Source organism: Cellulomonas sp., from assembly GCF_015234515.1.
GTDB lineage: Bacteria > Actinomycetota > Actinomycetes > Actinomycetales > Cellulomonadaceae > Cellulomonas.
Genome location: NZ_JADGMY010000027.1, coordinates 1 through 16,792 on the forward strand (window position 1 = coordinate 1; position 16,792 = coordinate 16,792).

General features: G+C 75.5%; 16 protein-coding genes and 1 pseudogene. 14 read left to right on the forward strand and 3 right to left on the reverse strand.

The features are described 5' to 3' along the window. The 7 genes and pseudogenes from IR158_RS13620 to IR158_RS13650 form a co-directional block, all read left to right on the forward strand. Window positions 1-306: pseudogene (locus IR158_RS13620) on the forward strand (F0F1 ATP synthase subunit beta); the annotation flags it as partial. Window positions 307-353: 47 nt separating this feature from the next. Continuing rightward, complete coding sequence (locus tag IR158_RS13625) at window positions 354-641, forward strand: F0F1 ATP synthase subunit epsilon (protein ID WP_291813914.1); 288 nt, start codon at window positions 354-356, stop codon at window positions 639-641. Between the two features lie 30 nt (window positions 642-671). Next, a complete protein-coding gene (locus IR158_RS13630; RefSeq protein ID WP_291813916.1) occupies window positions 672-1,121 on the forward strand; it encodes a DUF2550 family protein in 450 nt (149 codons plus the stop codon). Window positions 1,122-1,149: 28 nt separating this feature from the next. Further along, window positions 1,150-1,845, forward strand: a complete 696-nt coding sequence (gene nucS, locus IR158_RS13635) for an endonuclease NucS (RefSeq protein WP_291813918.1) — start codon at window positions 1,150-1,152, stop codon at window positions 1,843-1,845. A 63-nt stretch (window positions 1,846-1,908) separates the two neighbouring features. Next, the gene (locus IR158_RS13640; RefSeq protein WP_366928445.1) at window positions 1,909-2,625 is read left to right on the forward strand and encodes a TetR family transcriptional regulator; all 717 of its coding nucleotides are present in this window, start codon (window positions 1,909-1,911) and stop codon (window positions 2,623-2,625) included. Beyond that, on the forward strand, window positions 2,622-3,065 hold the full coding sequence (locus IR158_RS13645) for a hypothetical protein (RefSeq protein ID WP_291813920.1): 444 nt from the start codon (window positions 2,622-2,624) through the stop codon (window positions 3,063-3,065). The genes IR158_RS13640 and IR158_RS13645 overlap by 4 nt, the downstream gene beginning before the upstream one ends. A gap of 59 nt (window positions 3,066-3,124) precedes the next feature. Continuing rightward, window positions 3,125-4,372 carry an amidohydrolase family protein gene (locus IR158_RS13650; RefSeq protein ID WP_291813922.1) on the forward strand — a complete coding sequence of 416 codons (1,248 nt, stop codon included), beginning with the start codon at window positions 3,125-3,127 and terminating at the stop codon, window positions 4,370-4,372. A gap of 31 nt (window positions 4,373-4,403) precedes the next feature. Here the strand turns inward: IR158_RS13650 and IR158_RS13655 are convergent, their stop codons facing one another. Continuing rightward, window positions 4,404-5,411 carry a LacI family DNA-binding transcriptional regulator gene (locus tag IR158_RS13655; RefSeq protein ID WP_291813924.1) on the reverse strand — a complete coding sequence of 336 codons (1,008 nt, stop codon included), beginning with the start codon at window positions 5,409-5,411 and terminating at the stop codon, window positions 4,404-4,406. 288 nt (window positions 5,412-5,699) lie between these two features. Between IR158_RS13655 and IR158_RS13660 the strand changes: the two genes are divergently transcribed. The 4 genes from IR158_RS13660 to IR158_RS13675 all read left to right on the forward strand — a co-directional run bounded on the left by IR158_RS13660 (window position 5,700) and on the right by IR158_RS13675 (window position 9,279). Continuing rightward, window positions 5,700-7,148 carry a GH1 family beta-glucosidase gene (locus tag IR158_RS13660; protein ID WP_291813926.1) on the forward strand — a complete coding sequence of 483 codons (1,449 nt, stop codon included), beginning with the start codon at window positions 5,700-5,702 and terminating at the stop codon, window positions 7,146-7,148. A 107-nt stretch (window positions 7,149-7,255) separates the two neighbouring features. Next, on the forward strand, window positions 7,256-7,561 hold the full coding sequence (locus tag IR158_RS13665; RefSeq protein WP_291813928.1) for a hypothetical protein: 306 nt from the start codon (window positions 7,256-7,258) through the stop codon (window positions 7,559-7,561). After that, window positions 7,558-8,484 (forward strand): HAD family hydrolase, encoded by a 927-nt coding sequence (locus IR158_RS13670; protein WP_291813930.1) that lies wholly within the window; start codon window positions 7,558-7,560, stop codon window positions 8,482-8,484. Before IR158_RS13665 ends, IR158_RS13670 begins: the two co-directional genes overlap by 4 nt. Before the next feature lie 42 nt (window positions 8,485-8,526). Beyond that, window positions 8,527-9,279, forward strand: coding sequence for an alpha/beta hydrolase (locus IR158_RS13675; RefSeq protein WP_291813932.1), 753 nt, complete (start codon window positions 8,527-8,529; stop codon window positions 9,277-9,279). Between the two features lie 24 nt (window positions 9,280-9,303). Here IR158_RS13675 and IR158_RS13680 read toward each other — a convergent pair whose 3' ends face one another. Together IR158_RS13680 and IR158_RS13685 are read right to left on the reverse strand one after the other, a co-directional pair. Beyond that, a complete protein-coding gene (locus IR158_RS13680) occupies window positions 9,304-9,804 on the reverse strand; it encodes a hypothetical protein (RefSeq protein WP_291813934.1) in 501 nt (166 codons plus the stop codon). Between the two features lie 21 nt (window positions 9,805-9,825). Further along, window positions 9,826-12,081, reverse strand: coding sequence for a hypothetical protein (locus IR158_RS13685; protein WP_291813936.1), 2,256 nt, complete (start codon window positions 12,079-12,081; stop codon window positions 9,826-9,828). A 342-nt stretch (window positions 12,082-12,423) separates the two neighbouring features. On the opposite strand from IR158_RS13685, the gene IR158_RS13690 reads away from it, so the two are divergent. The 3 genes from IR158_RS13690 to IR158_RS13700 all read left to right on the forward strand — a co-directional run bounded on the left by IR158_RS13690 (window position 12,424) and on the right by IR158_RS13700 (window position 16,467). Further along, window positions 12,424-14,325, forward strand: a complete 1,902-nt coding sequence (locus tag IR158_RS13690; RefSeq protein ID WP_291813938.1) for a hypothetical protein — start codon at window positions 12,424-12,426, stop codon at window positions 14,323-14,325. Continuing rightward, the gene (locus IR158_RS13695) at window positions 14,322-15,392 is read left to right on the forward strand and encodes a hypothetical protein (RefSeq protein ID WP_291813940.1); all 1,071 of its coding nucleotides are present in this window, start codon (window positions 14,322-14,324) and stop codon (window positions 15,390-15,392) included. Before IR158_RS13690 ends, IR158_RS13695 begins: the two co-directional genes overlap by 4 nt. A gap of 142 nt (window positions 15,393-15,534) precedes the next feature. Further along, entirely contained in the window at window positions 15,535-16,467 is a 933-nt protein-coding gene (locus IR158_RS13700) for a tetratricopeptide repeat protein (RefSeq protein ID WP_291813942.1), read from the forward strand. The last annotated feature ends 325 nt before the right edge of the window (window positions 16,468-16,792 follow it).

Here is a 16,792-nt window from a genome sequence, read left to right on the forward strand (position 1 = left end):
CAGCGCAACAAGGAGCTCCAGGACATCATCGCGATCCTCGGCGTCGACGAGCTCTCCGAGGAGGACAAGACGATCGTCGCGCGTGCGCGCCGCATCCAGCAGTTCCTCTCGCAGAACACCTACATGGCCGAGAAGTTCACCGGTGTCGTCGGCTCGACGGTCCCGGTGAGCGAGACCGTCGAGGCGTTCAAGAAGATCGCGGACGGCGAGTTCGACCACATCTCCGAGCAGGCGTTCTTCAACATCGGTGGCCTCGAGGACCTCGAGCGCAACTGGGCCCGCATCCAGAAGGAGTACGGCGTCTGAGTCCTCGGACCCAGACGACGTACGGTACGGACTGAGGAGGCAGCACGGTGGCACAGCTCGAGGTCGACGTCGTCGCAGCGGACGGCAAGGTGTGGTCCGGCGCCGCGCGTCAGGTGTCGGCGCCGGCCGCCGAGGGTGATATCGGCATCCTCGTCGGTCACACGCCGATCCTGTCCGTGCTGCGGCCGGGGGCGGTCCGTGTGCTCCCGGCGGGCGGCGGCGCTCCGCTCTCCTGGCAGGTCGACGGAGGATTCCTGTCCGTCGACTCGGACCAGGTGACGATCGTGGTCGACTCGGTCTCGACGGCGGCGGGCGCCGCCCCGGCCGGGCGCTGACCCGCAGGACGTCGGCGTGGAGGTCACGGCATGAGCGGTGCGGCATGGGTCGCCGTGGTCGTGGCTGCGCTGTTGGCCGGTGCGGGTGTCGTCGCAGGGCTGTGGCTCTCACGCACCCGGACGCTCGCGCGCCGGGTGGGGGCGTTCTCGTGCCTCCTGGGCGAGGTCGACCGGCGGGGACGCACGTCGTGGGCCCGCGGTGTCGGGCAGTACGGCGCCGTGACGCTCTACTGGTGGCGTCGGCTCTCGATCGTGCCGCGCCCGGCTCGCCGGTGGTCGCGCGGCAGCATCGTGGTGCTCGAGCGCACGGTCGCGCCGCCGGTGCAGGACCGCCCGCCGGCCGTCGTGGCGCGCTGCCGCCTCGTGCCGGCGTCCGGCGGTCCACCCCGGGAGGTCCGGCTGCAGATGTCCGCCGACGCGTACGCGGGGTTCACGTCGTGGCTCGAGGCGACGCCGTCCCGGGTCGGCAAGGTCATCTGAGTCCCGCAGCAATCGGAGGAGAGCGCGCATGCGCCTGGTCGTGGCGGAGTGTGCCGCGCGGTACACGGGCAGGCTCGCGGCGCACCTGCCGCGCGCCCGTCGGCTCGTCGTCGTCAAGGCGGACGGGTCCGTGCTCCTGCACTCGGACGGCGGCTCCTACAAGCCGCTGAACTGGATGAGCCCTCCCTGCTCGCTCGTGGTGGGCGAGCCCGACGCGGACCAGCGCGCGGCGGGTGTGACGCAGGTCTGGACGGTGCAGCACGCCAAGTCCGACGACCGTCTGGTCATCGACCTGTACGACGTGCACCACGACAGCGCCCATGAGCTCGGTGTCGACCCCGGTCTGGTCAAGGACGGCGTCGAGGCGCACCTGCAGGAGCTGCTCGCCGCGCAGATCGTCCTGCTCGGGACAGGGCACACGCTCGTGCGCCGCGAGTACCCCACCGCCATCGGACCCGTCGACATCCTCGCCAAGGCCCCGGACGGGGGGACGGTGGCGGTCGAGATCAAGCGTCGGGGCGACATCGACGGCGTGGAGCAGCTCACCCGGTACCTGGAGCTGCTCAACCGCGATCCCCTGCTGACCCCGGTGCGCGGGGTCTTCGCGGCGCAGGAGATCAAGCCGCAGGCGCGGGTGCTCGCGGTGGACCGTGGCATCTCCTGCCTCGTCCTGGACTACGACGCGATGCGCGGTGTCGACGACGTCCACTCCCGCCTGTTCTGACGCGCGCGGCGCGAGCAGCCGGCCTGCCTTGGACATGTCCGCGTGAACGTGTTCAATCAGGCGGTGAGCACCCAGCCGGCCGACGCGACGGCCACCGGACCAGTCGACCACCCCGAGTCGCGCACACGCCGCACGGCGGTGGAGACCCGTGACCTGATCCGCACCACGGCGCTGCGGCTGTTCCGCGAGCGCGGGTACGACGCGACGACGATGCGGGCCGTCGCCCAGGAGGCCGGGGTCGCGGTGGGCAACGCCTACCACCACTTCCGGTCCAAGGACGACCTCGTGCAGGAGCTCTACCTCGAGGTCAACCGCGAGCAGGTCGCGCGCACGCGGGCGCTGCTGACGCCGGGCGGTGACCTCGCGTCGCGGCTGCGGACCGCGTGGCGCACCGGCATCGACGTCTTCGGCCCGTACCGGCAGTTCGGGGCTGAGTCCATCGGGGCCGCGATCCGCCCGGGCTCGCCCGCGAGCCCGTTCTCGGAGTCGTCGAAGGCGACCGCGGAGCTCAGCCGCACCCTGTTCCGTGAGGTCGTCGACGGGGCCCGGCCCGCTGTGCCGGCGGCTCTGCGCGCGGACCTGCCGGAGCTGCTGTGGCTCGCGCAGCTCGGCATCACCGTCTTCTGGGTCCATGACACGTCGCCGGACGCCCGACGCACGCGTCTGCTCGTCGACGGGCTGGCGCCGCTCGTGGGCAGGCTCGTCACGCTCGCGCGGCTGCCCGTCGCGTCAGGTGCGGCGCAGGACGTGCTGCGCCTGGTGGCGGCGGTGCGCGCATGACGCGGCTGTGGACGCTTCCGGCCGTGGCCGGGGTGGTGGCTGCGGCGCTGACGGTGTGGCTGGTGCGGGCGGTCGCCGTCGTGGTGGCGCAGGGTCCGAGCGTCTCGGCCGTGACGGTCCCGGCGCTCTGGCTGCTGTACGCGGCCGGTCCGGCCGTGCTGTGCGCGGTGCCGCTCGTGCTGCTGGCGCGCGCGCTGCTGACGCGACTCGGGCGGTCGGTCGGCGTGTACGCGCTGGTCGGCCTGGTGGGCGGTGCGGTCGTGGGTGTGGTGCAGGCGGGCGTGCTGCTCTCGTCGTGGCCGTGGGACCTGGGCCCCGGACTGCTGTGGGACATGGTCGGTCTGCCGACCGTCGGCGGTACCGCGGGCGGGCTGGTCGCCGGTCTCGTCGCCCGCGCGCGGGACGCCGAGGACGGCCCCGGACGGGCGCCCGGGCGCTGACGACGCGCCCCTCACCGGGACGTCCCGGCCGCGAGCGGGCCGCGCGGGAGGATGGGGGCATGGCGGTCGGTCTCTCAGATGCTCCCGGCGCGATCACGGTGCGCGGTGACGTGGTGACGCCGAGAGGCGTGCTCACCGATGCGCTCGTCGTGGCCCGCGACGGGCGGGTCCTGTGGGTGGGGCCCGCAAAGGACTCGCCCGTGGCGCGCCTGCCTCCGGTCCCTCCCGCGGGGACCCGGGTGCTGCCCGGCCTCGTCGACCTGCACTGCCACGGCGGCGGGGGAGCGAGCTTCCCCGATGCGACGGGCCCTGACGACGTCCGTCGCGCCGCCGACGACCACCTGCGCCACGGGACGACGACGCTCGTCGCCTCCCTCGTCACCGCTCCGCGGGCCGCGCTGCTCGCCCGGACCGCCCTGCTGGCGGCGGCCGCCGACGCGGGCGTCGTGGCCGGGATCCACCTCGAGGGGCCCTTCCTCTCCCGCGTGCGCGCCGGTGCGCAGCATCCACCCGACATGGTCGACGGTGACCCGGACCTCGTCCGCGAGCTCGCCGCCGCGGCGCGAGGGCACCTGGTCTCGATGACCGTGGCACCCGAGGTGCCGGGGGTGGCCGACGGCGGTGACGACGTCCTGGCCGCGCTCGTGGCCGCCGGCGCGCTGCCGTCGGTGGGGCACACCGACGCGTCGGCCGAGCGGGTGGACGCCGCGATCGCGCGCGCCTTCGACCTGCTCTCGACGTCGGACCGTGCGCGCGGCACACGTCCGACCGCGACGCACCTGTTCAACGGCATGCCCCCGCTGCACCACCGCGAGCCGGGCCCGGTGGCCGCGTGCCTCGGCGCTGCCGCCCGTGGTGAGCTCGTCGTCGAGCTGGTCGCCGACAGCACCCACCTCGCGCCGGCGACCGTGCGGGCCGTCATGGAGCTCGTGGGCCCGGACGGCGCGGTGCTGGTCACGGACGCCATCGCGGCCGCCGGGATGCCCGACGGCGACTACCGGCTGGGACCGCAGGCCGTGCGGGTGGCGGGCGGTGTGGCGCGCGTGCTCGTGGACCGACCGGGGGCCGCCCCCCAGGCCGGTGCGATCGCCGGCGGCGTCGCGCACCTGCTCGACGTCGTGCGTGCGACCGTCGATGCCGGGGTGCCGCTGGTGGACGCGGTCCGCGCCGCGTCGGCGACGCCGGCGCAGGTCCTGGGCCGGGACGACGTGGGGGCGCTGGTCGCGGGCCGGCGGGCCGACCTCGTGGTCACGACGGCGGACCTGCGTCCGGTCCGCGTCGCCCGAGCAGGGGCATGGGTCGCGTGACGGGAGGGCGCTGCGCCAGGGCGGACCTGCGTCACGCGGGTCGGGCTGCGGTGCTCCCGCGCTCGACGAGCTGAGGCGCCAGCAGCCGCGTCTCGGCGGGCTCGTCCCGCACGACCCGCGCCATCGCCATCTCGACCGCGAGCTCGCCGATGGCCTGGGCCGGCAGGTCGACGCTCGTCAGGGGCAGCAGCTGACCCAGCGCGACGTCGGCCGGGCACAGCGCCACCACCGAGACGTCGTCCGGCACGAGCCGACCGCGCTCCCGCAGCGTGGCGAGCACCCACGGGAGTGCGACCTCGTTGTGGACGACGAGCGCGGTGACGTCGGGCAGCCGCGCGAGCACCTTGTCGACGGCGTCGGACGCGCCCGCGGCCGAGGACTCGCACGCCTCGACCACGCCCTGGGCGCCGGTCTCCGCCACGCCCCGCATGAAGCCCTCGAGCATGCGTTCGGCGTACGAGGTGTGACGTTCCATCACGGCACGCGGCGACCCGATGAGAGCGATCCGACGGTGGCCCAGGCGGGCGAGGTGGTCGACGGCGAGCCGGCCTGCGGCAGCGAAGTCCAGGTCCACGCACGACAGCCCCTCGGGGTCGCGCGGCAGGCCGATGAGGACGGCAGGCTGGCTCAGGCCGGTGAGGACCGGCACGCGGGGGTCGTCGGCCTCGATGTCCATCATGACGAGTGCGTCGACCATGGAGCCTGACGCGACACGCTCCATGTCGGCGATCTCGTCGGAGGTGAGCAGCAGCACGTCGTGGCCGAACGTGCGGGCAGCGGCCACGACGCCGGTGACGAACTGCATGATCACCGAGAAGTTGACGTCGACGCGCAGCGGCGCCATGAGGCCGAGCACGTCGGTCCGGCTGGAGGCCAGTGCCCGTGCCCCGGCGTGCGGCCGGTAGCCGAGATCGCGGATCGCCCGCTCGACCCGCTGCCGCGTCGGCGCCGAGATGGGTCGTTTGCCGGACAGCACGTAGGAGACGGTCGAGGTCGAGACCCCTGCCGCCCGTGCCACGTCATCGATGGTGGTGGCCACGTCGCTCCCGTTCGTCACGTTCCGCTCGCGCCCGTCCGCGCGTCCGGCCCGTGGTTCGGCTCACCCTAGCGCGCGGTCAGGGGGCCGACGCCGGGCGGTCGGCCCTACGGTGGGAGGTGGTCCCGCGCCCGTCCTGCCGTGCCAGGAGTCGTCCCAGGGGTGCGGGAGCGGTCCCAGGCTGTGTATCGTATCGATTCGATCCGTCCGGCAGCGACGCCGCCCGGGCTCGTGAGAGCCCTCCCACGGTCCGCCGCACCCGCGACCCCCCCACCTCTCGGAGGCCATGCCATGACCCGCACGACGAGGCCGTCCGGCCGCCAGTTCCCCGGCGACTTCCTCTGGGGCTCGGCGACCGCGTCGTACCAGATCGAGGGCGCCGTCCACGAGGACGGCCGCGCGCCGTCGATCTGGGACACGTTCTCCCACACTCCTGGCAAGGTGCTCGACGGCGACACCGGTGACGTCGCCGTCGACCACTACCACCGCGTGCCGGAGGACGTCGCCATCATGAGCGAGCTGGGCCTGCAGGCCTACCGGTTCTCCATCGCCTGGTCCCGCATCGTGCCCTTCGGCACCGGAGAGGTGAACCAGGCCGGCCTGGACTTCTACTCCGACCTGGTGGACCGGCTCGTCGCCGCGGGCATCGAGCCCGTCGTGACGCTGTACCACTGGGACCTGCCGCAGGCGCTCGAGGACGAGGGTGGCTGGACCAACCGCGCGACCGCGTACGCGTTCGCCGAGTACGCCCGCGTCGTCGCCCGTGCGCTGGGTGACCGCATCCACCTGTGGACCACGCTCAACGAGCCCTGGTGCTCGTCCTTCCTCGGCTACGCCTCCGGTGTGCACGCTCCCGGCGTCACGGACCCGGCTGCGGCCCTCGCGGCCGTCCACCACCTCAACCTCGCCCACGGGCTCGCGGCCACCGCGATCCGCGAGGAGCTGGGCGCCGACACCCCGGTCTCCATCACGCTCAACCTGCACGTCACGCGCGCCGCGTCCTACGACCCGGCGGACGTCGAGGCCAAGCGCCGGATCGACACGATCGCCAACGAGGTCTTCCTCGGGCCGCTCCTCGAGGGCGCCTACCCGGAGCGCGTGTTCGCCGACACGGCCGCCGTCAGCGACTGGTCCTTCATCCAGGACGGTGACCTCGAGCTCATCAACGTCCCGATCGACCTGCTCGGCGTCAACTACTACTCGACGGGGCGCGTGCAGCACGGCACCCCGCCGGTCGGTGACGGCAAGCCGGGTCCTGACGGCCACCGCTCGTCCCAGGTGAGCCCCTGGGTCGGGGCCGACCAGGTCGAGTGGCTCAAGCAGCCCGGCCCGTACACGGCCATGGGCTGGAACATCGAGCCCCAGGGCCTCGTGGACCTGCTCCTCGAGCTGCACGAGCGCTACCCGGAGCTCCCCCTCGCCGTCACCGAGAACGGCGCGGCGTTCTACGACACGGTCACCGAGGACGGCCGTGTCCACGACGTCGAGCGCGTCGCCTACCTCCACGACCACCTGGACGCCGTGGGCGAGGCGATGGACAAGGGCGTCGACGTGCGCGGCTACTTCGTGTGGTCGCTCTTCGACAACTTCGAGTGGGCGTACGGGTACGACCGCCGGTTCGGCGTCGTGCACGTGGACTACGACACCCAGGTGCGCACGCTCAAGGACTCCGCCCGCTGGTACCGGGAGCTGGTCCGCACCGGCGAGATCCCCACGCCGGAGTCCGCCGCCACCCTGTGACCCTCTGCCGCCCGGGGCCCGTTCGGCTTCTCCCACGCCGGGGGAGCCAGGCGGGCCCCGGGCGGCGGCGTTGGTGCCGGCGCGGCCCCTCGGGTGAGGATGGGCCCGTGCCCCGCTCCCGTCGCTCCGACCGCCGACCGTACGGCGCCCCGTACGTGCCGCTCGACGTCGAGCGCGCGACCGGCGGCCGACGCGCCGAGGCCGGGCCCGACGGCGAGTGGGTCGTGCAGCAGGTCCGGGGCTCGGACCGCGAGTACCGCTGCCCCGGCTGCGACCAGACGGTCCCGGTGGGGACCGGGCACGTCGTGGCCTGGCGCACGGACTCGTGGCGGGGCGACGGCGTCGACGAGCGGCGGCACTGGCACTCCTCCTGCTGGCAGGCACGGACCCGACGCGGGCCGACGCGTCGATGACCGTCGACCCGGTCGACGGCGACCGCCCCGACGCGCGGCACGACGTGCGGCTCGTCGCCAGCGACCTCGACGGCACGCTCCTCGGCCCCGACGGCGCGGTGTCGCGTCGGACCGCGGCCGCGCTCGCGGACGCCGAGGCCGCCGGGCTCGACGTCGTGTTCCTGACCGCACGGCCGCACCGCTGGCTCGCCGAGCTCGCCGCGCACGTCGCCGGTCACGGCGTGGCGATCTGCGCCAACGGGGCGTCCGTCGTGGACGTCGCAGGGCTCCGGGTGCTCGAGGAGCACGGCATGGACCGGCGTCGCGTCACCGAGGTCGCCGAGCGGCTCCGCGCGGCGTGGGGGGCCGACGCGGTGCACCTGGCGGCCGAGAGCGCGGACGGCTTCGCGTCCGAGCACGGCTTCGTCTCCGAGCACGTCGTCCCGCCCGGCAGCGCGACCGCGGCGCGGATCGAGGACGTGCTGCCCGTGACCACGCTCAAGCTCCTGCTGCGCGCACCCGGTCGCGCGCAGGACGCCGACACGTTCGTCGCCGACGCGCAGGCCGTGCTCGGGGACCTCGCGCACGTCACGTCGTCCGCCGCCGGTGCGCTCGGCGAGATCGCCGCGCCGGGGGTCACGAAGGCCGCGACGCTCGCCGCGTGGGCCGCGGCACGGGGCATCGCGCCGGCACAGGTCTGGGCGGTCGGTGACGCCCCGAACGACCTGCCCATGCTCGGCTGGGCCGGCCGGGCGTTCGCCGTCGCCAACGCCCACCCCGCGGTCCGGGCCGCGGCGCACGACACGCTGCCGTCGAACGCCGACGACGGTGTCGCCGTGCTGCTCGAGCGCGCCGCGGCGCTCTCGCGCGCCCGGACCGCAGGAGTCGTCGCTAGGCTCCAGAGCGCACCTCCCGCGGGAGGACGCCACCGGGCGAGGCCCTGACTGCCACGCAGGAGCCGACGTCGACCGCACCCTGGAGGACGCATGACCACCACGCCGATCGTCCTGCTGCACGCCTTCCCGCTGGACCACCGCATGTGGGACGACGTCGCGGCCGATCTCGGGAGGACGCACCGGGTGCTCGCGCCCGACCTGCCGGTGCCGGTGGGCGAGCCGTTGCCCGACCCGTCGCTCGAGGACGCGGCCGACCATGTCGCCGCCGTCATCCGCGGCGCGGGGGACGGGCCGGCCGTGGTCGCCGGGCTCTCGATGGGCGGCTACGTGGCCCTTGCGCTGCTCGAGCGCCACCCCGAGCTCGTGGCCGGGCTCGCTCTCGTCGACACCAAGTCCACGGCCGACACCCCGGAGGCCGCGGCGAGGCGCCGCAGCGTCGCGGACGAGGTGCAGGCTGCCGGCACCGTCGACCCCGTGCGCGGCATGCCCGACGTGCTGCTGGGGGAGACGACGCGCAGCGCGCGTCCCGAGGTGGTCGAGCGCGTCACCGCGTGGATCGGGGAGCAGGACCCCGCGCGGGTGGCCTGGGCGCAGCGGGCGATGGCGGCCCGCCCCGACCGCACGGACGTGCTGGCGGACTTCCGCGGTCCGGTCGTGGTGGTCGTCGGGGACGAGGACGAGGTCACCGGTGCCGACTCCGCCGAGCACATGGCGGCCGCAGTCGACCAGGCGCTGCTCGTCGTGGTCCCGCGCGTCGGGCACCTGTCGGCGGTCGAGGACCCGGCGGCGGTGCGCACCGCGCTGGCCGAGCTGCTGCAGCGGGTCCACGAGCCTCGGGGCTGAGCCCCGTCGGCGCCGGGAGGTGCGTCAGACCTCGCCGGCGAGGACGCGCGCCAGCGCGTCGGGCATGTCGATGGACTCGCCGTCCTTGCCGCCCGCCCCGATGACGAGCGGCGGGTCCTGCGGCGCCGGCCGCACCCCCCGGAAGCGTGCGACGAGGCTCCGGGGAGTCGTCAGCACGTAGAACTCCCCGGACGTGTCGACGCCCACCGTCTCGTCCCGGCGCAGGTACCAGCCCTCGAGCGGTGTCCGGTACCGCGCGCGGCCGTCGTACGAGCGCACGTGCAGGGGCACGGGTGCGACACCTCGCACCCGTGCCTCGGCGAGGAACTCCCCGATCATCGCGCGTGCCCGCGCGGACTCGGCCCGCTGACGCGCGGCGAGCGCCTCGGCATGGGCTCCGGCCGCCTCCCGGCGCTGCGCGCGCCACCGGGCGGCGTCGTCCTCGCTCACGCCGGAGCCACCGCCGTCCGTCCGGCGTGCCGGACCGTCCGCCGGGTCGCCGGGTGCCGGCTGCTGGGGGGTCATCGTGTGCTCACGTGCCGGCGCTCAGCGCGCGCCCGGCGAGGCGTCCTGTGCGGCGTCGTCCTGCTCGTTGCGCACCGCGGGGGACGGCACCACCGGGACGGCGGCCGAGACGGGGGCCGGGCGCGACTTCGAGGTGCGCACGGGGCGCACCGGGCGCACCGGGGGGTTGGGCTGGTCGGTCGAGGGCCGTGCCGAGCTGTCGGTCGAGGTGGGGGCGTCAGGGGTGGGCGCGTCGGTGGACGCGTCGCCCTGCGCCTGGCCCTGCGGTGCGCTCGGCGCAGACGACGTCTCCTGCGCCGAGCTCTCCCGCGCGGGCTCCTTGCGCACCGGGCCCGCCTGCGGGCTGCCGCTCGCCGGCCCCCCGCGCTCGGCCGCGGTGTCGGTGTCCCGTGCCGGTCCGGTGGCCTGCGCCTGGGCGAACTGCGCCTCGATCTTGCCCGCCTTCTCGAGTGCGGCGGGGTCCGGGTTGGTGCCCAGGAGGTGCCGCAGCTCGTCGAGGTAGGACGTGATCGACTCGCGCTGCCGGTGCAGGTCCTCGACCTGGCGGGTGGCCGTGGTGCGCTCACGCTCGGCCTCGGTCAGCGCGTCCGAGATCTGCTTCTCCGCGTGCTCCCGAGCCTCGGCGACCGCCCGGTCGGCGTTGCGCCGCGCGTTCGCCAGCAGCTCGGCCGCCTGCTTCTCCGACTCGACCCGGACCTTCTCCGCGTGCGCGAGCGCCTTGGCCACACGCTCCTCCGCCTCCGACGCGTGCGCCTCGGCGTCGGCGACCAGCCGCTCGGTCTCCGCCCGGGCCGACTCGTGCCGCTCGGCGTCGTGCCGCTCGGCGGCCTCGTGCTGGGCGGCGATCGCGAGCTCGGCGTCCGCGAGCTGCTGCTCGGCGCGACGCACGAGCTCGTCGGCGCGCGTGCGAGCCTGCGTCGTCGCCTCGGAGATCGCGCGGCGGGCCTCCGTCTGGAGACGCTCGACCTCCAGGCGGGTCCGCTCGCGCAGCTCGGTCGTCTCCCGCTCGGCGGCGGCGCGCGCCTCGGCGGTCTCCCGGTCGGTGGTGGTCCGCAGCTCGTCGGTCTCACGCTGTGCGGTCTCGCGCAGGTGCGCGACCTCGTACGCCGTGCGCTCGCGCTGCTCGGTCGTCTCGCGGTCCGCCAGCGCCCGCAGCTGTGCGGCGTACTGCTCGGACTCCGTCCGCAGGGTCGCGACGGCGTCCTCGGCCTCGGCGCGTGCCCGGCCGATCTCGTCGCTCGTCGAGGCCCGCAGCTCGCCCACCTCGCGCTCCGCGGTCGCGCGGACGTAACCCGCGTACTGCTCCGCCTCGCTGCGCAGGGCGGCGACCTCTGCGGCCACCCGCTGCTGCAGCGCGGCAGCGTCACGGTCGGCCGTTCCGCGCGTCGCGTCCGCGTACTCGGCGGCCGCTGCCCGCAGAGCGGTCGTCTCCTCCGCCGCCGACTGCCGCCATGCCGCGACCTCGGCGTTCACGTCCGAGCGCAGGCGCGCGGCATAGCGCTCGGCGTCGGCGCGCAGCACCGCGACCTCGGCCTCGACGCGCTGGCGCAGCTCGGTGGTGTCCTGGTCCGCGCTCTGGCGCAGGTCCTGCGCGTAGCGCTCCGACTCCTCGCGCAGCAGGGCCATCTCGGACTCGGTGCGGGTCCGCAGCTCGGTCGCCGTCCGCTCGGTGGCGATGCGCAGCTGGGTCGCCTCGTGCTCGACCCTCGCGCGCAGCGTGCCCAGCTCACGCTCGAGGGACGTGCGCCGCTCGCTCTCCTCCGTGGCGATCGCGCTCTGGATCCGCGCCGCCTCCCGCTCGGCCGATCCGACGAGCTCCTCCGCGCGACGCTGTGCCGCGACGAGCGCGCTCTCGGTCTCCGCGGCCGCGGTCGTCCGGATCTCCTCGGCCTCCCGCCGGGCCGTCGCGAGCAGCTCCGCGACCTCGTTCTCGGCCCGGGCGCGCAGCTGGCCCGCCGCGAGCTTCGCGCGCGCCAACGCGTCGGCGGCCTGGGCGTTCGCCTGCGACATGACGTCGGAGGACTGCTCCTCGGCCGACCGCAGCAGCTGCTCGATCCGCGACCCGAGGCCCGCGTACGTGGGCCGCTCCGCCTCGCGCAGCTGGCGGTGCGCCTCGGAGAGCTCGCCGGCGACCTTCAGCTTCTCCGAGTCGAGCGCCTCGACCTGGGCGCGCGCGTCGGCCAGGGCCTGCTCGAGAGACGTGAGCGCCTCGTCGACCGCGTCACGGTCGTAACCGCGGAAGTTGACGACGGGAAACGGGTTCCGAGCTTCGGGCACGGGTGATCCTCCTGGGAGAGGGGCCCGGCGGGCGGCTGCGGCCGAGGTCCTCCTCGACGGGCCGGTGCCCCTCGCCCAGGATACGCGGCGGACCTGCCGTGACCAGGGCTGTTCGCCTCGTGGGCGCCGTCCGACGGCTCCCGGACGGGTGCGCGGGCGACCTTCCCGGGACCGTTCCCGTGGAGGCCGTCCGGTTCGTCCCGTAACGTCCCGCCGGGGCTCCGGCGCCCGTGACAGAGGCGTGGAGGAGCCGTGACGATCACGGCTGTCACCCGCCCCGGTTTCCTTCAGTCGGGCCCTGTCTGCCTATCCTGGGTCGTTCGTCAGCGGAGAGGACAGTGCGTGCTCAAGCGACTGGTCGTCGCGATCGTCGGGCTCCTGGGGGTCGTGGTCATCGCCCTCGGGGTCGCGTCAGCGACCCTGTGGCGTGCCGATGACGTGCTCGTGGCGCAGCTGCAGGCCGACGAGCCCCTGGTCGTCACCGACCCGGGCGTGCTCGAGCTGGCCGCATCCGAGGTGACCGTGCGCGCCGAGGCCGACGGGCCGGTGGTCCTGGCGATCGGCCGCGACACCGACGTCCTCGGATGGGTGGGGGAGGACCCGCACCAGCGCGTGACGGGCCTCTCCGGCTGGCACGACCTCGCAGCGGAGGACGTCGCGGCGCCGACCCCGACCGCGGAGACGTCGGCGACCCCGCAGGACGAGGCGCCCGTCGAGGGTGAGGCAGCCGTCGAGGACGAGGCAGCCGTCGAGGACGAGGCGCCCGCCGAGGACGAGGCGCCCGCGGTCCCCGACCCCGCAGGCTCCGACATGTGGACGGTCGAGGCGACCGGTGACGGCGAGGCCGAGATCACGTGGACCGCACAGCCGGGACGCTGGAGCGTGCTGGCGGCGAGCACCGACGGGAGCCCGCTGCGGCTCTCGCTCGCGTGGCCGCAGGTCGTCACCACGCCGTGGCTCTGGCCGTGCGTGGTCGTGGGGGCGCTGCTCGTGCTCGCGTCCGCAGCGCTCCTGCTGCGTGACGTCCGACGCGGCCGCCGCGGCGCGGACACGGACTGGACCCCGGTGCTCACCGGTCCGCTCCCCGTCGTCGGGGCGGACGGTGGACCTGTCCAGCTCACCCGGCGTCAGCTCCGTGAGCTCGCCGAGCACGGTGCCGTCGCCGCCACCGCCGTCCGTGCGCCGCGGGACGACGCTCCCCGGGACGACGCTCCCCGCGCCGACGTCCCCGCGCTGGAGCCGACGGCCGACGGCGGGACCAGGGCGCCCGCGTCGTCCCCCCAGGACGACGACGCGCCCGGGACTCCCGTCGACCAGGGTCGGCGTGCCGGCTCGCGCGGGGGGATGGCACCCGCGACACGGCGTGCGCTGCGCGCCGTCACGTCGCTCGGCTCGGCCGCACGCGAGCAGGAGAGCCAGGCGACCCCTGAACCCGCCGCGCCGTCCGCTCCTGCCGCGGCGCAGGCGGGCGTGCCGGACCGCGCCGACCGCCCCCTGTGGCGTCCGGCCGTCCCCCAGGGCGCACCGCACGGCTCACCGCGACCGGACGCGCCGCAGTCGCCGGGCTCGGTCCCGGCGGCGCCCTCGCAGGAGCGCCCCGGCGCACCCACGCCCGGCCCCGCTGCCCCCGGCGGGGCCCGGCCGGCGGGTGCCCCGCGATGGTCGGTGGACAGCGGCACATCGCCCTGGTCGGCGACGGGCCCGAGCGCCCCGGCAGTCCCCGACGCCGGTACGGCCGCCGGGCAGGACCGGCCGCACGGTCGGCCCGCATGGCTCGGCTCCACCGGGTCGTCCCCGGAGCCCGGACGGACCGTCGCCGGACGACTGCCGGCGCCCGGCGCGCCGGGGTCACCGGATGCGCCCCGCCCGGCCGGCGCCGCGACGCCCGGTCGCGCCGCCGCGCCCGCCCCGACCGGCTCCGCGCGCCCCGGAGCCGGCCACGAGCGGACCGGGTGGGCCGCCGTCCCGCCCGCGCCCGGACCCGTCGCCGGCCGCGTCTCCGGTCCCGACGCGCCCGGGCGGTCCTCCGCCCGCGGCCCCGGGGCACCAGCCGCGCCGGCGTCCCACGCTCGTGCGGCCTCGGACGAGGCCCGTCCCGCATGGCTGCGCGACACTCCCGTGCCGACGGGTCCCCGGGCGGGCTCGTCGCCCGAACCCCCGGGCGGCTCTCGCGCCGACGCCTGGCGGCGGGCGTGGGGGCTCCCCTCGACGGAAGACGACACGACCTCGGAGGAGGAACGATGAAGAGCGCGCGCTCTGCTCGCGTCGTGACCCTGCCGGTCGGTGGCGGCCCGGGCGGCCAGCCCGGGCGGCGACGTCACCGACGTCCCGGCGTGATGGCTGTCGCACTCCTGCCGCTGCTCGTCCTCACCGGTTGCAGCGCGCCGTTGCCGACGGCGGACCCGGAGCCGGTGCCGGCCGTGGCGCCCCCCGTGGTGTCCGTCGCGCAGGCACAGCGGGTCCTCGACTCGGTGGCCGAGGTCGTGGCCGCCGGCGATGCCGGCAATGACGCGACCGTGCTCGCCTCGCGTCTCGAGGGCCCGGCGCTCGCGATCCGGACGGCCGAGTACGTGCGCAACGTCGCCACCGCCGGGACGCGCCCGCCGACGGTCCTGCCGTTCGACGAGCAGGCGCTGCTCGTACCCGAGGCGGATACGTGGCCGCGCACGCAGCTGGTCGTGACCGAGCAGCCCGCGGACCTGCAGGCGCCCCGGGTGCTCGTGCTGCGGCAGGCGTCGCCCCGCGAGCAGTACAAGCTCTGGGGATGGGCCCGGCTCCTGCCGTCGGTCGAGACGCCGGCGACGGCGGCGCCGGAGGAGGGCAGCCCCACGCTGCCGCCGGACGCCGAGGGGCTGCTCATGACGCCGCTCGATGCCGTCGCCCAGTACACGGACGTGCTCGCGAACGGGGACGCCTCGCCGCACGTCGCAAGCTTCGCCCCCGACGCCTTCCGGTCCGCGATCGAGACCGAACGGTCCGGTGTCGTCACGCAGCTCGGTGATGCGGCGACCCTCACGCAGACCTACGCGCCGGTCTCCGAGCCGGTGGTCACGCTGGGGACGGTGGACGGCGGCGCCATCGTGGTGAGCGAGATCGCGACGACGTCGACGGTGACGTTGCCCGCGACGGGCGGCAGCATCACGGTCGAGCCGTTCTACTCCGCGCTCGCGGGTGGCGCGACGACGGCCGGCACGAGCCTGACGCGGACCTTCTCGGGCGTCGTCGTCATGTACCTGCCGCCTGCCGGCAGCGAGGCGCAGGTCCAGGTGATCGCCGGCGAGCAGTCGGTCACGGGGGCGTCCGCCCAGTGACCTGCGCGGGGAAGCCGACGCAAGCGGTCACGGGAGCCCCCGGGGCCGGGGCAGAATTCTCACGGACGTCACGCCGCGGGCGCAGGTGCGCCGCGGTGACGTCACGAACCGGACCGACCCCGACGAACCCGAGGAGCTCGTGATGTCGCAGCCGTCGCAGCAGCCCCGACCGCCCCTCGACGCGCGCGGCGCGGTCGACCTGTCGGCGCTCGTGCGCCCGGCGACGCCGCCCCCCGGCAGCCCTGGCGGGTTGGACGCAGCGGCCACCTACGTCCGCGACGTGGATCAGACGACCTTCGCCGACGTGGTGCAGTCCTCGGCCCAGCACCCCGTGGTCGTCGTGCTGTGGGCGCCCTGGAGCGAGGTCAGCCAGCAGGTGGCCGCCGATCTCGCGGCCCTGGCCGAGGAGGACGCGGGCCGGTGGCTCCTGGCGCGCATCGACGCGGAGGGCAATCCCCAGGTGGCCGCGGCCTTCCAGGCGCAGTCCGTGCCGACCGTCATCGCCCTGCTCGGCGGCCAGCCCGTCCCGCTCTTCCAGGGGGCGTACCCGCGCGAGCAGGTGCGGGCAGTGCTCGACCAGCTGCTCGCGGCGGCCGAGGCCAACGGCGTGACCGGCAGGGTGAGTGGTGGTGCGGCTCCCGCACCCGAGCCGGAGCCGGCTCTGCCGCCGCTGCACCAGGCGGCGTACGACGCGATCGAGCGCGACGACCTCCCCGCGGCACGCGCCGCCTACGAGCAGGCGCTGCGCGAGAACCCGCGGGACGCCATGGCGCGTGCAGGCCTGGCACAGGTCGGGCTGATGGAGCGCACGGCGCAGGCGGACCCGCGCGCCGTGCGTGAGGCGGCGGCAGCCCACCCGGACGACGTCGACGCCCAGCTCGCCGTGGCCGACCTCGACGTCTTCGGCGGCGCGGTCGAGGACGCCTTCGCCCGGCTGGTCGAGCTGGTCCAGCGGACGGCAGCCGAGGATCGCGAGCGGGTCCGGGTGCGTCTGGTGGACCTCTTCGAGGTGCTCGGGGCCGGCGACCCCCGCGTCGTCGCGGCCCGGCGGGCGCTCACGGCAGCGCTGTACTGACGCCGTGACGCAGGACGCTGACGGCCGACTTGCGCAGCCGCGAGACGCTGCGTAACGTACTCCCGGCCGCCCGGCAGGGAGGAACGGACACCGAGCACGACTCGGTGGTCGGTCCCCCGGGATGGCAACCCCCTGGCAGTTCTCGAACGGCGCTGAGCGCCGTCATCCGGAGTGTCGTGGGGGAGATCGATCGGATCGCGAGATCGGGTACGGTCCTCCAGTCGCCGAAGCCCTCCGGGGCAGGTGGTGCGGAGGTCGGACCGGGTCGGAAGATCGGGTACGGTCCTCCAGTCGCCGAAGCCCTCCGGGGCAGGTGGTGCGGAGG

Bases quoted from the DNA above. Each gene is read 5' to 3' on its own strand.
- IR158_RS13630 (WP_291813916.1), top strand. From the start codon at position 672: ATGAGCGGTGCGGCATGGGTCGCCGTGGTCGTGGCTGCGCTGTTGGCC.
- nucS (WP_291813918.1), top strand. From the start codon at position 1,150: ATGCGCCTGGTCGTGGCGGAGTGTGCCGCGCGGTACACGGGCAGGCTC.
- IR158_RS13645 (WP_291813920.1), top strand. From the start codon at position 2,622: ATGACGCGGCTGTGGACGCTTCCGGCCGTGGCCGGGGTGGTGGCTGCG.
- IR158_RS13650 (WP_291813922.1), top strand. From the start codon at position 3,125: ATGGCGGTCGGTCTCTCAGATGCTCCCGGCGCGATCACGGTGCGCGGT.
- IR158_RS13660 (WP_291813926.1), top strand. From the start codon at position 5,700: ATGACCCGCACGACGAGGCCGTCCGGCCGCCAGTTCCCCGGCGACTTC.
- IR158_RS13670 (WP_291813930.1), top strand. From the start codon at position 7,558: ATGACCGTCGACCCGGTCGACGGCGACCGCCCCGACGCGCGGCACGAC.
- IR158_RS13675 (WP_291813932.1), top strand. From the start codon at position 8,527: ATGACCACCACGCCGATCGTCCTGCTGCACGCCTTCCCGCTGGACCAC.
- IR158_RS13680 (WP_291813934.1), bottom strand. From the start codon at position 9,804: ATGACCCCCCAGCAGCCGGCACCCGGCGACCCGGCGGACGGTCCGGCA.
- IR158_RS13695 (WP_291813940.1), top strand. From the start codon at position 14,322: ATGAAGAGCGCGCGCTCTGCTCGCGTCGTGACCCTGCCGGTCGGTGGC.
- IR158_RS13700 (WP_291813942.1), top strand. From the start codon at position 15,535: ATGTCGCAGCCGTCGCAGCAGCCCCGACCGCCCCTCGACGCGCGCGGC.